The 13116-nt window shown below is 60.2% G+C and carries 14 protein-coding genes; 2 read left to right on the forward strand and 12 right to left on the reverse strand.

Going from position 1 to position 13116, the window contains the following annotated elements:
• Positions 1-46: 46 nt before the first annotated feature.
• The 10 genes from CHC01_RS01930 to CHC01_RS01975 all read right to left on the reverse strand — a co-directional run bounded on the left by CHC01_RS01930 (position 47) and on the right by CHC01_RS01975 (position 10184).
• A complete protein-coding gene (locus tag CHC01_RS01930) occupies positions 47-2374 on the reverse strand; it encodes a putative bifunctional diguanylate cyclase/phosphodiesterase (RefSeq protein WP_089261975.1) in 2328 nt (775 codons plus the stop codon).
• A gap of 186 nt (positions 2375-2560) precedes the next feature.
• A complete protein-coding gene (tolB, locus tag CHC01_RS01935; RefSeq protein WP_068733785.1) occupies positions 2561-3886 on the reverse strand; it encodes a Tol-Pal system beta propeller repeat protein TolB in 1326 nt (441 codons plus the stop codon).
• Between the two features lie 76 nt (positions 3887-3962).
• The gene (gene tolA / locus CHC01_RS01940) at positions 3963-5000 is read right to left on the reverse strand and encodes a cell envelope integrity protein TolA (RefSeq protein WP_502695635.1); all 1038 of its coding nucleotides are present in this window, start codon (positions 4998-5000) and stop codon (positions 3963-3965) included.
• Between the two features lie 46 nt (positions 5001-5046).
• Positions 5047-5520: a biopolymer transporter ExbD gene (locus tag CHC01_RS01945; protein ID WP_068733551.1), complete on the reverse strand. Its 474-nt coding sequence runs from the start codon at positions 5518-5520 to the stop codon at positions 5047-5049.
• Positions 5521-5557: 37 nt separating this feature from the next.
• Entirely contained in the window at positions 5558-6271 is a 714-nt protein-coding gene (gene tolQ, locus CHC01_RS01950) for a protein TolQ (protein WP_089261977.1), read from the reverse strand.
• Positions 6272-6659: 388 nt separating this feature from the next.
• Complete coding sequence (locus CHC01_RS01955) at positions 6660-7139, reverse strand: DUF2852 domain-containing protein (RefSeq protein WP_089263604.1); 480 nt, start codon at positions 7137-7139, stop codon at positions 6660-6662.
• Between the two features lie 107 nt (positions 7140-7246).
• The gene (locus tag CHC01_RS01960; protein WP_089261979.1) at positions 7247-7951 is read right to left on the reverse strand and encodes a TetR/AcrR family transcriptional regulator; all 705 of its coding nucleotides are present in this window, start codon (positions 7949-7951) and stop codon (positions 7247-7249) included.
• 163 nt (positions 7952-8114) lie between these two features.
• Complete coding sequence (locus CHC01_RS01965) at positions 8115-8540, reverse strand: YciI family protein (protein WP_089261981.1); 426 nt, start codon at positions 8538-8540, stop codon at positions 8115-8117.
• A gap of 27 nt (positions 8541-8567) precedes the next feature.
• Positions 8568-8984, reverse strand: coding sequence for a YciI family protein (locus tag CHC01_RS01970; RefSeq protein WP_089261983.1), 417 nt, complete (start codon positions 8982-8984; stop codon positions 8568-8570).
• A 258-nt stretch (positions 8985-9242) separates the two neighbouring features.
• Positions 9243-10184: a LysR family transcriptional regulator gene (locus CHC01_RS01975; RefSeq protein ID WP_244558182.1), complete on the reverse strand. Its 942-nt coding sequence runs from the start codon at positions 10182-10184 to the stop codon at positions 9243-9245.
• Positions 10185-10260: 76 nt separating this feature from the next.
• On the opposite strand from CHC01_RS01975, the gene CHC01_RS01980 reads away from it, so the two are divergent.
• Positions 10261-10854, forward strand: coding sequence for an isochorismatase family protein (locus CHC01_RS01980; RefSeq protein ID WP_089261985.1), 594 nt, complete (start codon positions 10261-10263; stop codon positions 10852-10854).
• A gap of 136 nt (positions 10855-10990) precedes the next feature.
• On the forward strand, positions 10991-11752 hold the full coding sequence (locus tag CHC01_RS01985) for a pirin family protein (RefSeq protein WP_089261987.1): 762 nt from the start codon (positions 10991-10993) through the stop codon (positions 11750-11752).
• Positions 11753-11851: 99 nt separating this feature from the next.
• Here CHC01_RS01985 and CHC01_RS01990 read toward each other — a convergent pair whose 3' ends face one another.
• Positions 11852-12217, reverse strand: a complete 366-nt coding sequence (locus CHC01_RS01990) for a nuclear transport factor 2 family protein (protein ID WP_089261989.1) — start codon at positions 12215-12217, stop codon at positions 11852-11854.
• A gap of 5 nt (positions 12218-12222) precedes the next feature.
• Positions 12223-12870: a glutathione S-transferase family protein gene (locus tag CHC01_RS01995; protein WP_089261991.1), complete on the reverse strand. Its 648-nt coding sequence runs from the start codon at positions 12868-12870 to the stop codon at positions 12223-12225.
• Between the last annotated feature and the right edge of the window lie 246 nt (positions 12871-13116).

Genomic DNA, 13116 nt, shown 5'->3' on the forward strand with positions numbered 1-13116 from the left:
GCGAAACGAATGGAAATGGAAATTCGAGAGTGTGGCCCGCGGCTGGTCAGGCCGGCGCGCGCGTGGCCTCTACATTGGCGCCGGGCTCGATCACGCGGCGTCCGTGGGACGCGTCCAGGAGCTGCCTGATCCGGGTCGCAGGCACCGGGCGGCTGAACAGATAACCCTGGGCCTCGCTGATCGTGCCGTCGGCACTGATCAGCTCGAGTTGCTCGTTGGTCTCGATGCCTTCGACGACGACCGTCATTCCCAGATCGGCACTGAGGCGCGCGACGCCGCGCAGCAGCGTCAACGGACGGTCCGTATCGATCCCTTCGAGGAATGAGCGATCGATCTTCACCTTCTGCAGCGGGAAATTGTGCAGATAGCTCAGGCTCGAATAGCCGGTACCGAAATCGTCGAGCGAAATCCGGCAACCTGCTGCGTGAAGCTGCGCGAGGGCATCGTGAGTCCACTGCGTATTACGCAGCAGCGACGATTCGGTAATCTCGATCTCGAGACGACGTGCCGGCAGCCCGGACACATCGAGGGCGTAGCGTACCTCGCTCAACACGTCGCGCTGATGAAACTGCTGCGACGAGAAGTTGACGGCGACGCTGACCGCGTCCGGCCACTTCATGCATTCGATACAGGCCTTGCGCAAAATCCAACGGCCAAGATCGACGATCAGGCCCATGTCTTCTGCGACGGGAATGATGTCGACCGGCGAAACAGTGCCGCGGACAGGATGATTCCAGCGCAGCAGCGCTTCGCAGGTCGAGATGCGTCCCGACTTCAGATTGACCAGCGGCTGGTAGTAAATCTCGAATTCTTCATTGGCGAGCGCCTGGCGCAGATCCAGTTCGAGCACGCGGCGCGCCTCGACCGTCTGGGCCATCTCGTCGCGGAAGAAGCAGAAGGTGCCACGGCCGGAGGCCTTCGCACGATACAACGCCATATCGGCGTTCTTCAAAAGGTTGTCAGCGCTGACGTCGGGTTCCGTCAAGGCGATGCCGACGCTGGCGCCGATCTCGACCTGATGATTGTCGACCTCATAGCGCTCACTGAGCCGTTCGACGATGCGACGCGCCAGATCGGCTGCATCATGATTTGTCTTGATGGCACGTTGGAACACAACAAATTCGTCACCGCCAAAACGAGCCACGAAGTCATCCGCGCGCAACATTTCGCGCAGCCGATCAGCGACCATGCACAACAGCTGATCGCCGCATGGATGACCAAGCGTATCGTTGACCTGCTTGAACTGATCCAGATCGACGAACAGCAGGGCCGACAGCGTGGATTGGTCCGAGCTCTTCAGCATGCGGCCGATTTCGTTCCGGAAACTGACCCGGTTCGGCAGCCCCGTCAATTCGTCGAAACGCGCCATGTGGCTGATACGCGCTTCGGAATTGCGGCGCTCGGTAATATCTTCAAGCAGAACGACCGTGCCGCCGCCGACCATCGGCTGAAACTTCCACGACAATGCGCGTTCGCTCTCGTGGGCATGATCAAGGGTCGTGATTTCGGCCGCCTTCGAGCTTTCAATCTCGGTGATGATGGTCATCGCACTGGCCGACGACACCGTCCCCGCATTGACGCAGAGCGAGACGACTTCGCGAGCGGTCACGCCGCGCTGCACGAGATCCTCTGAAATCTCCATCATCGCGGTAAAGCGATTGTTGAGCACCGCCAACCGACCATCGGCGCCGAACATGCACAGGCCGTTGGGCATATTGTTCAGCGCCGTATCGAACTGGCCGGCGATGGAGCCGACCCGCTCGGTGGCCAGCAGCGCCTTGACGTAGACGTCATGCAGACGAAGCGTGATCCGGCGCAGGCCGACAAAGAACAGGACGTTCAGAAACGCAAAGCCGATATAGTAGAAGTCACCGTGGATAATCAGTGCCAGCGCCATCGGACCGCACGCCAGAAGCACCTGCAACTGCGCGATCTTCGGACGGCCATAGGTTCGGCCGGCGCCGGCCGCGATATAGGCGACGGTCACTGCCGTACCCAGCATATGCGCGACCGGATCATCGCTGCCAAGCAAAACAACCCAACACCACAGGCCCAACGCGGCTGCATAGAGCGAGCCGCCAACCATGTAATTGAATTCCCAGCGGATCGCCTCGTCAGGCGTCAGCGCGGTCTCGCGCTTTTCATAGCGGCTAAGCTGAAGGGCCCGCAAAGCGCCAATGACGATGATCAGGGCGGCGCATGGCCACAGCAAAGGGTTGCCGGTCTTCACCGCAGTCATGACTGCGCCGGTCCCGGCGCAGACCGCACCGGCCAGCATCGGAATCGGGTTTTCGAACAAGGAATCGACGAGCGCCGTGTAGATCGACGGCGACATCGATTTGCTGTTCGTCCGGTTGTGGTCGGCGAGCTGCATCGGGCGTAAATGCGTCCTGTTCAGGCGCACATTGGTACCGGGTCCTGATGAAGTCTTTCTGAGGGAACATCGTTAGCGAACTGTTTACGCATTCGCATAAACAGCAAATCTGCTCGTGATTTCAGCGCGGTGGGCAAAGTTTGCCGGGAATAGCCGGTAATCCGCCCGTCGCCGCCAATCGTTTGTTTACGATAGCAACGGCGACCAGGCCGGATCGGACGCGAAGCCGGGGGTCGGGACCTTGAGCTCGTTGCGGCCGGACACGTCGACCGTAAACAGGGACGGGCCCCCGCCCGTATCGCGGAAGAACATGATCACGCGGCCATTGGGCGCGAAGGTCGGACCCTCATTATGATAGCCGGACGTCAGCAGCCGTTCGCCGGACCCGTCGGGCTTCATGATGCCGATCGAGAACTGCCCGCCGCCCTGCTTGGTGAAGGCGATATAGTCGCCGCGCGGCGACCAGACCGGGGTCGAATAGCTGCCTTCGCCGAACGAGATGCGCTGGGCACCGCCGCCGGTTGCCGCCATCGTATAGATCTGCGGCTTACCGCCGCGATCCGATTCGAAGCAGATCTTCGAGCCATCCGGTGAGTAGGACGGCGAGGTGTCGATTGCCGGCGTGTCGGTGAGTCGCGTCGTCGACTTCGACCGCAGATCCATGACGAACAGGTTGGAATTGCCGCCCTGCTGCAGGCTCATGATGACACGCTGGCCATCCGGCGAGAAACGCGGCGAGAACGACATGCCCGGGAAGTTGCCGACAACCTCGCGCTGGCCTGTCTCGATATTGAAGAGATAGACCTTGGGATCACCCTGACCGAATTCCATATAGGTGATCTCTTGCGTCGACGGCGAGAACCGCGGCGTCAGCACCAGATCCGCCCCGCGCGTCAGGTAACGCACATTGGCGCCGTCCTGATCCATCAGCGCCAGTCGCTTGACGCGGCGCTCCTTGGAGCCCGTTTCGTCAACGAAGACCACGCGGCTATCGAAATAGCCCTTCTCGCCGGTCAGGCGCTCATAGATTTGGTCGGAAATGATATGGGCGATACGACGCCAGTATTCCGGCGAGGTGAAATATTGCTGGCCAGCCAATTGCTGACCGGTGGCGACGTCCCACAGCCGGAATTCGGCCTTCAGGCGACCATCGCCCTGCCGGGTCATGCGGCCAGTGACTAGCGCCTGTGCATTGACGGTCTTCCAGTTCACGAAGTTCGGCGGCGCGTCGATATTGATGGCCTTCTCGACGAAGGCCGCCGGATCGATCGGCGCGAACAGGCCGCTGCGCTTCAGATTGTTGGTGATGACCTGGGAGACGCCGACGCTGACTTCGTTATCCGCACCGGTGCCGGCGGAGAAGTTCGGGATCGCGATCGGCAGCGGCGCGACATTGCCTTCCGTGATCTGCACGCGCGCCTGCCCGAAGGCGGTTCGCGCACTGGTGCCCATCAGCAGACCTGTCGCCGCCATTCCTGTGATGATCTGTCGGCGGCTCGGGCGAAACAACATCGGGGGCAATCCATTCTTGTCGGTCATTATTGCGGGCTTTGCTCGGTATTCGTGATCGTCACCAGGAGTGACGTGCTCATGACCGTCGTTCGGTGAAAACGGGTTCGAAAAACTTCCACTCGTCAAAAAACGCCGTAGGCAGTTTATACGGCGCGCATTCGATGATCGCACGCAGTGCGCTCTCCTGATAGACGCGGAAATACGGCGTCGATGGATTGCTGATGGCAACCGGCGTCGTCTCCAACGACCCATCACGCCTCAGCTTGACGCTGAAAATCGACTCGGTCATCTGCGCTTCGATGCCGCCATAGGGCTTCTTCCAGCAGCGCTCGACCTGCGACTTGAACATTGCGCCCCAAGTGGCGACGTTGTTGCTCGCATTGCCTTTCGCCAAACCCAGAGCCTCGTTCGGATTGAGGTCGGACCCCGTCACCGAATTCCGGGTCGGATCGCGCTTGTCGATCAGCGCCGCGATCTTTGACTGATCGAACACGCGCTCGGCCTTCTTGGCCTCTGTTGCCTTGGCCTGTGCTTCGGCCTTGGCTTTCGCTTCGGCATCAGCCTTGGCTTTGGCCTCAGCCTTCGCTTTGGCTTCTGCTTTAGCCTTGGCTTGCGCTTCGGCCTTCGCCTTGGCTTCTGCCTGCGCCTTGGCGTCAGCCTCGGCCTTCGCTTCAGCCTCTGCCTTGGCGTCGGCAACCGCCGCCGCTTTGGCTTCTGCCTTTGCCTTGGCATCGGCCGCGGCTTTCGCTGCAGCCTCGGCTTTTGCCGCAGCCTCCGCCTTCGCCGCTTCGGCCGTCGCTTTCTCGTCAGTCTTCGGCTGTTCCTTCGGCGCCGTCTCGGTGATCACCGGCGGCTTCTTGTCGTCGATCTTGCCGACGGTATCCTCGACCGGCGGCTTGGCCTCGGCGACCTTCTCCACTTTCGGCTTCGGATTTTCCTTCTTGCCGGTCTTTTGACCGACCATGGACTGGCTTTCGACGCTGATGTCGACCCCGACGGAATCCTCCGGCATCACTTCCAATGCCTTGGAAGAGAACGTGAGAAGTCCCCACCCGATCACGATGACGTGCAGGGCTACCGATGCGATGAGTGTCTTGTCGACCTTCACGATCAGATTTCCAATCCTGCTCCTGCCCAGATCAACCGGCTGTTCCACGAGCTTACGTCCCCTGCTCCGGCAGGATCACGATATTGGCCTTGAATCCGGCAGAGCGAACAGTGCCGAGCAATTTCATCATGTCCGTGTAACAGACGTCCTTGTCACCACGGAGAAACACGGTGTTGTCTGTCTCCGAACGCGTCGCCCGGATCGCCTTGATCTTGGCGTCGAGCTCACTCACCGGCACCAGGGCGTCGCCGACATACATTTCGACCGCCGAATTACAGCCACCGCCGGTGCGCTTCACCGACACGGTGAGCGGCGGAGCATTCTGCGATATCGACTTGCCGCCGCTCGCGATCGGCAGGTCGATATCGATGGTCGAGGTCATCAGCGGCGCCGACACCATGAAGATGATCATCAACACGAGCATGACGTCGACCATCGGGGTGACGTTGATCTCGGCCATGACGGCAGCACGCCGGCGCCCGCGCCGACTTCCGCCACCACCGCCCGACCCCACATTCATCCCCATGACAGGGTGCTCACTTCAAGGTTCAATTCGTCACCCATCAGACGCGCTCGTCGATCTGGCGCGACAGGATCGCTGAAAACTCGTCGGCAAACCCCTCCAGGCGCTGGGCCTGTTTGTTCACTTCTGACGTGAATTTGTTGTAGAAAATAGTCGCCGGGATGGCGGCGATAAGGCCGATGGCCGTGGCGAACAGCGCTTCGGCGATACCAGGCGCGACCACGGCGAGCGACGTGTTCTTCGAGGCGGCAATCGCCTGGAAGCTCGACATGATGCCCCAGACGGTGCCGAACAGGCCGACGAAGGGGCCGGCCGAACCGACCGTCGCCAGCACCAGAAGGCGGCGCTCGAGGCGCTCGACCTCGCGGGCGATGGAGACGTTCATCACCTTGTCGATGCGCATCTGCAAGCCGGTGAAGGAGCGCGCCTGGCTTTCGAACGACCGCTTCCATTCGCGCATGGCTGCGACGAAACACGCCGCCATCGACTGCGTCGGCTTGGCAGAGAGCGCGCGGTACAGATCCTCGATGGACTCGCCGGACCAGAAGGCCTGCTCGAACCGGTCCATGGCGCGGCGTGTGCGCGCATACAGGAACATCTTGTCGATCGCGATCGCCCAGACCCACACCGAACAGCCCAGCAGTCCCAGCATGACCGCTTTCACGATCCAGTGGGCCTGCAGGAACAGCGCGATCAGCGAAACGTCGGATGAAGCCAGCGGCAGGGCTGACTGCGCCACATCGGCCGGATTCATGAACGGTATCCTCTCAACGCAAAAATCCTCAATTTGCCAGCGACTTGCTCATCGCTGGTGCCGCGGCCACGCATCGCGCGCGGCGCGGAACGCCAGTGCAATGTTCTTGTTGTGTCGCATGGAGGGCTTGTCCGAAGCCGGGCCCTAAATTCCCTGCCAACATGTCAAAACAAGGGCTTGCACGCGTTTCTGCGGCTTTTACCAGACGCCAGTCATGGTTAATGCGGAGTTACCAAAGCGTGTTTTGGCCGAGAAATGAAGCGGTATTCGCTTGTTCGTGAAGGGCCCGTGACAAAGCAAAACCGCCCGCCTGAATGATCAGACGGGCGGCGATGTCGGCATCGGGCGAAGGGGGCGCTACCGCCTGACGCCTATCAGTTCCGGGCTGTTAGCCCTGCGGCTGATTGTTATCCGATGGCGGGGTCGGCTTTGGACGGTGTTGCGCCATGAACTGGTCGAACTCTTCCTTGTCCTTGGCGTGACGCAGACGATCGAGGAAGTTCTTGAATTCGTGCTGTTCTTCCTCGAGGCGGCGCAGGGTTTCGACGCGATATTCGTCGAAGGCGCGGTTGCCCGAGGTCGGCGGGCCGAAGCCGAAGCCCGACCCGAAGCCTGAGCGCTCCATGCGGTTGCGCATGCGCTCCATCTTGTACTGCATCCGCTCCATCTTGTTCTCGAAACGGCCGTTACGATCCCAGCAACCCATTTTTCTGCTCCCGAGTGTGAAGAAGAGAAGTGCGAGGCCAACCGGCCACCAGATGATAAAACCGAGCACGATCAATACGATGTGCCATGGTGAGCGCATCTGGTAGGACACCCGATCATCGGCGGGTGGACCCCATCGATTGTAATCTGCAGCGTTGGCCATTTTCCTCTCCATCAGCGGCACCATGCCGCTTGTGAATGTAAATAACATTTACATACGTAGCTCACGGCCGGATTTTGTCAAGGCGACCGCAAGGGGAGCGCCGCGAATTATTTTGGGGCGGTTCCCCAAGGACCCGATTTGGGCGCTGTAGATGTGTCGGACTTGTGGACGTTTTGGTCGGTTGGAAAGCCCAGTCCGCGCAAATAAATCAGGGCACCGGCCTCCAGCAGGTCGTCCGGCGACATCGGCAATTTGCGCCGCGCGGCATCGCCGCGGCCGAACAGCGAGGCCACGCCGTGCGCCAGCGACCAGATATGCAGCGCCATCATCATCGCCGGCGGACGCGTCACACCGGGCGGCGTCAAGGCGGCCAAACGTTCTGCCGCCGCACGGATCACACCGAAGGCACGTTCTCCCGCCGCGGCCAGTTCAGGACTGGAATCTACGGGGATTCCGGATTCGAACATCGCCGAATAGAAGGCCGGTTCAGTGCGGGCGAAAGCGAGATACGCCTTGCCGATCCGCTCGAAGGCCGTGACCGTATTCGGACGGCCATCATCCCACGCCGCCGTCAGCACCAGCTCGAACTGCTCGAAGCCACGCTGCGCGATGCTAGCGAGAAGATCGTCGCGATCGCGGAAATGGCGATAGGGCGCGGCGGCGCTGACGCCGGCGGTGCGCGCGGCATCGGCGAAGGTGAAGCCCGCAGGCCCCTTCTCCGCAATCAGCCCCAGCGCCGCCTGCAGCAGGGCCTCTTTCAGATTTCCGTGGTGATAACCGCGCTCGCCGCGGCTGTCTTTGCGCCAGCTCATGTGAAGGGCTTTAACATGAGCCGGGCCAAAAGGTCACACCAAAACGGTGTGACCGGCGCAAATTCCCTCAACAAATCAACGCCGGCCGCATGCGGAAATCCTGCGGCAGGCATGCGGCCGTGTTGCGACACGACCGTTTCATGCCCGTCGCAGTGATTTTGCCTCAGCCGAGCCGCTTCGCAGTGGTCTGCATCTCCTCAAATCCCGAGGCGACGGCCTGCACGTCCTCCGGATAATCAGCCATTTCCTGCACCTGGCGGATCTCGATCACCTCGTTGGGCGTCGCCGGGCAGCGACTGGCCCAGGCGATGGCCTCATCGCGCGAGGCGACGTCGATCATCCAGTAGCCGCCGAGCACTTCCTTGGATTCCGCAAACGGCCCGTCGGTCACCACCGGCTTGCCGGATGGAAAGGACACCCGCGCGCCCATCGATGGCGGGTGCAGTCCGTCGCAGGTGATCAGCACACCGGCGTCCATCAGCGCCTTGTTATAGGCCATCATCGCGGCGACGCGTTCGACGTCCTCCGGCACCGTGCCCGGCGCCGCAGTCTCATAGCCGCCGGGGATCATCAGCATCATGAATCGCATGGTCACTATCCTCGTTGATCTCTTTGCTTATTTCTTCGCGGCTTGCGCGCGCAGACGCTCTTCCTTCTCGCGCAATTCGGGCGTGAGGGCGTCGCCGAAATCCTCGGCCGCAAACACCTGACGGATCTCGATCTCGTCGCCGGCCGCAAACGGCGCGCGCTTCATCCACGCGATCGCCTCGTCCTTCGAGGCGACGTCGATCAGCCAGAAGCCCGCAATCAGATCGCGCGTCACATCGAACGGCCCCTGCTTCACCACTGGCTCACTGCCGGTAAAGGCGATGCGCGCGCCCTTTGAGGTCGGATGCAGCCCCTCGCCGGCCTGCATCACGCCGGCATTGCACATCTCTTCATTGAACTTGCCCATCGCGGTCAGCAGTTCCGTCGTCGGCATCACGCCGGCTTCGGTGTCCTTATTCGCGTGCACAATCACCATGAAACGCATCGGTCTCTCTCCGTTGGAAGGTTCGACTGCAAGGATGACGAAGCAGCTTTTGCCAGTCCGACATGACCGGTGAAATTATTTCAGACGTCATGACCAATGGATTTTTTCCTTCAACCATGGTCAGCGGCAATCCCGCTGCGAAGTTGGGCTATGCCGCTGCCCAATCGGCCTGGTCCAGGCTTCGACAATTACCGGATCACAACTGGCCGCCCGTGTGGCTCTCCCGGAAACGCAATCATCGCTCAACAGAATGATCGACTAGCGCGACGCCCGATCATCTTTCAGCGCATCTGCGAATTCGGTCACGATTGCCTTTATCAGGCGGCCGCTGAATCTATCCTTTTGCCACAGCGCCGTCATCTCGACAGGAGATGGCTCCCACCCCGTCAGGACGCGAACAAGCGCACCGGATGTCAGTGCGGCTTCAACCAAAAAGAATGGCAGGTTGGCAATCCCGAGGCCCGCAATTGCGGCGTCCACCAATATCGTCTGCCGGTTGGCCGCAAAACCGATTTTGGGATGGACAGTCGCAGTCACGCCTTTGTCGTTTCGCAGGTCCCATTCGACCAGATCGCGACGGATCGCAAGTGCGGGAATTTCCCTGAGGTCCTGCGGCTCTTTCAAACCGGAGTGTGCCGATAAAAAGCCCGGACTGGCGACCAGCACTCTCGGCAAGGTGGCAATTCTCCTGAAGATGAGTTCGGAGTCCGCGACCGGCCCCATCCGAACCACCAAATCATATCCTTCCTCAATCAGCGACACTCTGCGATCGGCAAGCGTTATCTCGATCGTGACATCGGGATGTCTTGCCCCGAACCGGATCAAGACAGGCGCAAGCACTGCAGTGGCGATATCGGGCGGCAAGGAAAGACGAATGTTGCCCGACAGGGCGGCGCGTTCATCCTGAACCTCGGCTACGGCCTCTTCGGCGAGCGAGAATGCCGCACGGCTTCGTTCGAAAAGTTGCTGCCCCTGCTCTGTGAGCACGACGCCCTTCTTCGTCCGCCGGACGAGTCGGACGTTCAAGGTATTTTCCAGCACCGACAGTCGCCGGGACAGCGTCGCTTTCGGAATGCCCGTCGCACGCTCGGCCGCCGCGAGCCCTCCCGCCTGGACGATGCGGGTGAATAGCGCAGGACCGTCGAAATCTCCGAAGACTGTCATGTTCCATTTATGAAACATGATGAGGTCATTTTTCAAGTCTGCCGCGGGCTTTGTTTCATTTCTACACTTATGGACGAGCAATGACGCTCTTTGAGCCAAACGAGGTCAGATCATGCCCAATTACTTCACGCCGGAAAATTCCGCGCTTCTGCTTATCGATCATCAGATCGGCACGATGCAGTTGATCAAGAACATCGACGTCGCCCGGGCCAAGCGCATGTCGCTGGCACTGGCGAAAACAGCGAGCATCCTGAACATTCCGACCGTCCTGACGTCGAGCCAGGAAGATCGCCTGCAGGGGCCGCTGTTGCCGGAGCTGCAGGAGATCCTGCCAGACGCCTTCAAAGCGCGCGTCAAGCGCGAAGGCATCGTCAATGCCTGGACAGACGTCAACTTCAAGGCAGCGGTGGAAGCGACGGGACGAAAGAACCTGATCATGGCCGGCGTCACGACCGATGTCTGCCTTGTCTTCCCGGCGATCAATGCGGTGACCGAAGGCTACAGCGTCCAGGCAGTCATGGACGCTTCCGGGTCTCCATTCGAGCTCTCCGAGGATATGTCCCGCCGGCGCATGCAGGATGCTGGCGTTGTTTTAACAGCGACCAACACGATGATCGCCGAGCTCGCTCAGAACTGGGGCACGCCCAATGGGCAAAAGCTCATCCAGTTGCTGTTCACCGAGGTGCTTCCGCCGATCAATCCGTAACGACATCGCGCCCGCCGAAGCTGGAGCCTCATTGGTTCTGATTGAAGCAGAACCGGGCTCCAGCTTCTTGTTTGACGCGTTTTCTTGACGCGAACCGGCATCCACTTCGCTCGAAAACGCGATAAGGAGAAAAAACATGACCTCAGCACCAACCATCACAGGGATCGGTGTCGTCTCGCCCGAAAGCCATCAGGTGCGGTCGCAAGGGCCATTCCAGTTGCGTCGCATCCATCCCGGCATCTCTCTGGGACAGCCAAACGACGCAGGCTTCGGCGGGCTTGGCGTTATCGACCACGCCCGGCTGCAACCCGGCCTCGTCGTGAGGATGCACGAGCATCGCAATGACGAGATCATAAGCTACATGCGCGCAGGCCGCATGCAGCACACCGACTCCGCCGGAAAGAGTGAACTTATATCGCCCGACCGGTTGATGGTGATGAACGCAGGCCGCGGTTTTCATCATGAAGAACGAGTTGTCGGAGACGACCAGATCGAAATGCTGCAGATTTTCGTTCGGCCTGAGGCCGCAGACGAAGAGCCAATCGTTCAATTTGTCCAACTCGATGAGATCAAGCGAAACGATCAATGGCGGTTGCTGACCGGACCGAAAGGATCGGGCGCGCCGACCTTCGTACGTCAGGCCGTCTATTTGTACGATACCCATCTATCGGCAGGTCAAAGCATCGACCTCCCGTCCAAACCCGGGTTCGATCGTTGGCTATATGTTTTTCAGGGCAGAATATCTGCGGGACAGCACGACGTCGGAACACATACCGCGCTGATGCTTGCCGCGGATCAGGCCGAGATGAACGTTACCGCCGTCCAGGAAACGGACCTCGTTGTTTTCCTCGTTGATCGGAACGCGAAGTTCTCGCGTGGAGGAACGATCAGCGGCTGATCCGAATGGATGCAGTCTCTCGCCGGCCTGCATCACGCCGGCTTCGGTGTGCTTGTTCGCATGCACAATCACCATGATTATTTCTGAGGTCATGCGACCTTACGACGCCTGCTTCTGGAATACCCCATCCCTGTATGTCGCGCCGAAATACACATCGATCGACCGGATGAGATCGCCCTCGAAGCCGAAGACTTCGGTGTTGCGAAAGCTCCTGCCGTCCTTCGCCACGCAGCGATAGGTCACGAAAGCCGTATCGCCATCGACCGCGATACGCTCGAGATCATGCTGCGCGATCCAGTCGGCGACACGCCAGCAGCGGACGAAATAGGTCACCTTGTCGATCCCGTCATCGAACGGGCTCGTAAAGGTGAAGTCGTCCGTGAACGCATCTTCGACGGCCTTGCGGTCATTGCGCAGATAGGCTGCAAACAGGTCTCGAATGATCCCGGCCTTGTCGGCACTCATGATGCTTACTCCTGCGGAAACATGTGCGCGTATGGCTCCGCCTCCTTCACCACCCGCGCGAATGATGGACGCGCCAGCAGCCGGCCAAGATAGGCCGCGACGTTGCGATGCGCGTCTCCGAACGGATGCACCTTGTTCGCGTAATAGAGCGCCGGCGCAGCCGCACAGTCGGCGAGCGTGAACGCTGCGCCCATCGCCCACGCGTTCGTCGCCATCTGCCTGTCGATCATGCCGTAGGATGTGGTGAGCAACGCCCGCCCCATGGCCACACCATGCGGATCCTTCTTGTCGGCCGGCACCAGCCTGTCGCCGACGATTTTCTGCACTGGCGTATGAACATAGAGATCATAGAAACGGTCGCGTAACCGCATCTGCAGGCCGGCGTCGCCATCGGGGATGAAACGCGTGCGGCCGGGAAAATGCCGGTCGAGAAACTCGATGACGATGGAGGACTCCGGCACGATCGCGCCGCGCTCATCATCTTCCAGCACGGGGAATTTGCCGATCGGCCACAGTTTCAACAGCGCCGCGCGCTCGGCTTCGTCGCCGAGATTGACTATATGCGGCGTGAACGGCGTGTCGTTCTCGTACAGCGCGACCAGCGCCTTCCAGCAATAGGACGACAGCGGATGGAAATGCAGGGTGAGGGACAAGGGAACCTCCTGTCGGGATGGATAAAATACATCGCCGCTACATGAGCCTGGCGAATGACGTCAACCAAGGACGAATGGGCTCTACGTATCCCGACAACTACTGACCCATTTTCGCTACAGACGAGCCAAAATCCTTCCATGCAGGTCTTGGGCATATTCAGAGATCGAAAAGTAGAACGATACTAAACTGGCAACCTGTGGAAATGGCCATTTGCCGTTCACACCGCTTCACGCGCGCGTTACCGA

The organism is Tardiphaga sp. OK246, assembly GCF_900188215.1.
Taxonomy (GTDB): domain Bacteria; phylum Pseudomonadota; class Alphaproteobacteria; order Rhizobiales; family Xanthobacteraceae; genus Tardiphaga; species Tardiphaga robiniae.

What these genes read in the sequence shown, in the direction of transcription:
- CHC01_RS01930 (WP_089261975.1), bottom strand. Translation starts at nt 2,374, where the DNA reads ATGCAGCTCGCCGACCACAACCGGACGAACAGCAAATCGATGTCGCCG.
- tolB (WP_068733785.1), bottom strand. Translation starts at nt 3,886, where the DNA reads ATGTTGTTTCGCCCGAGCCGCCGACAGATCATCACAGGAATGGCGGCG.
- CHC01_RS01945 (WP_068733551.1), bottom strand. Translation starts at nt 5,520, where the DNA reads ATGGGGATGAATGTGGGGTCGGGCGGTGGTGGCGGAAGTCGGCGCGGG.
- tolQ (WP_089261977.1), bottom strand. Translation starts at nt 6,271, where the DNA reads ATGAATCCGGCCGATGTGGCGCAGTCAGCCCTGCCGCTGGCTTCATCC.
- CHC01_RS01955 (WP_089263604.1), bottom strand. Translation starts at nt 7,139, where the DNA reads ATGGCCAACGCTGCAGATTACAATCGATGGGGTCCACCCGCCGATGAT.
- CHC01_RS01960 (WP_089261979.1), bottom strand. Translation starts at nt 7,951, where the DNA reads ATGAGCTGGCGCAAAGACAGCCGCGGCGAGCGCGGTTATCACCACGGA.
- CHC01_RS01965 (WP_089261981.1), bottom strand. Translation starts at nt 8,540, where the DNA reads ATGCGATTCATGATGCTGATGATCCCCGGCGGCTATGAGACTGCGGCG.
- CHC01_RS01970 (WP_089261983.1), bottom strand. Translation starts at nt 8,984, where the DNA reads ATGCGTTTCATGGTGATTGTGCACGCGAATAAGGACACCGAAGCCGGC.
- CHC01_RS01980 (WP_089261985.1), top strand. Translation starts at nt 10,261, where the DNA reads ATGCCCAATTACTTCACGCCGGAAAATTCCGCGCTTCTGCTTATCGAT.
- CHC01_RS01985 (WP_089261987.1), top strand. Translation starts at nt 10,991, where the DNA reads ATGACCTCAGCACCAACCATCACAGGGATCGGTGTCGTCTCGCCCGAA.
- CHC01_RS01990 (WP_089261989.1), bottom strand. Translation starts at nt 12,217, where the DNA reads ATGAGTGCCGACAAGGCCGGGATCATTCGAGACCTGTTTGCAGCCTAT.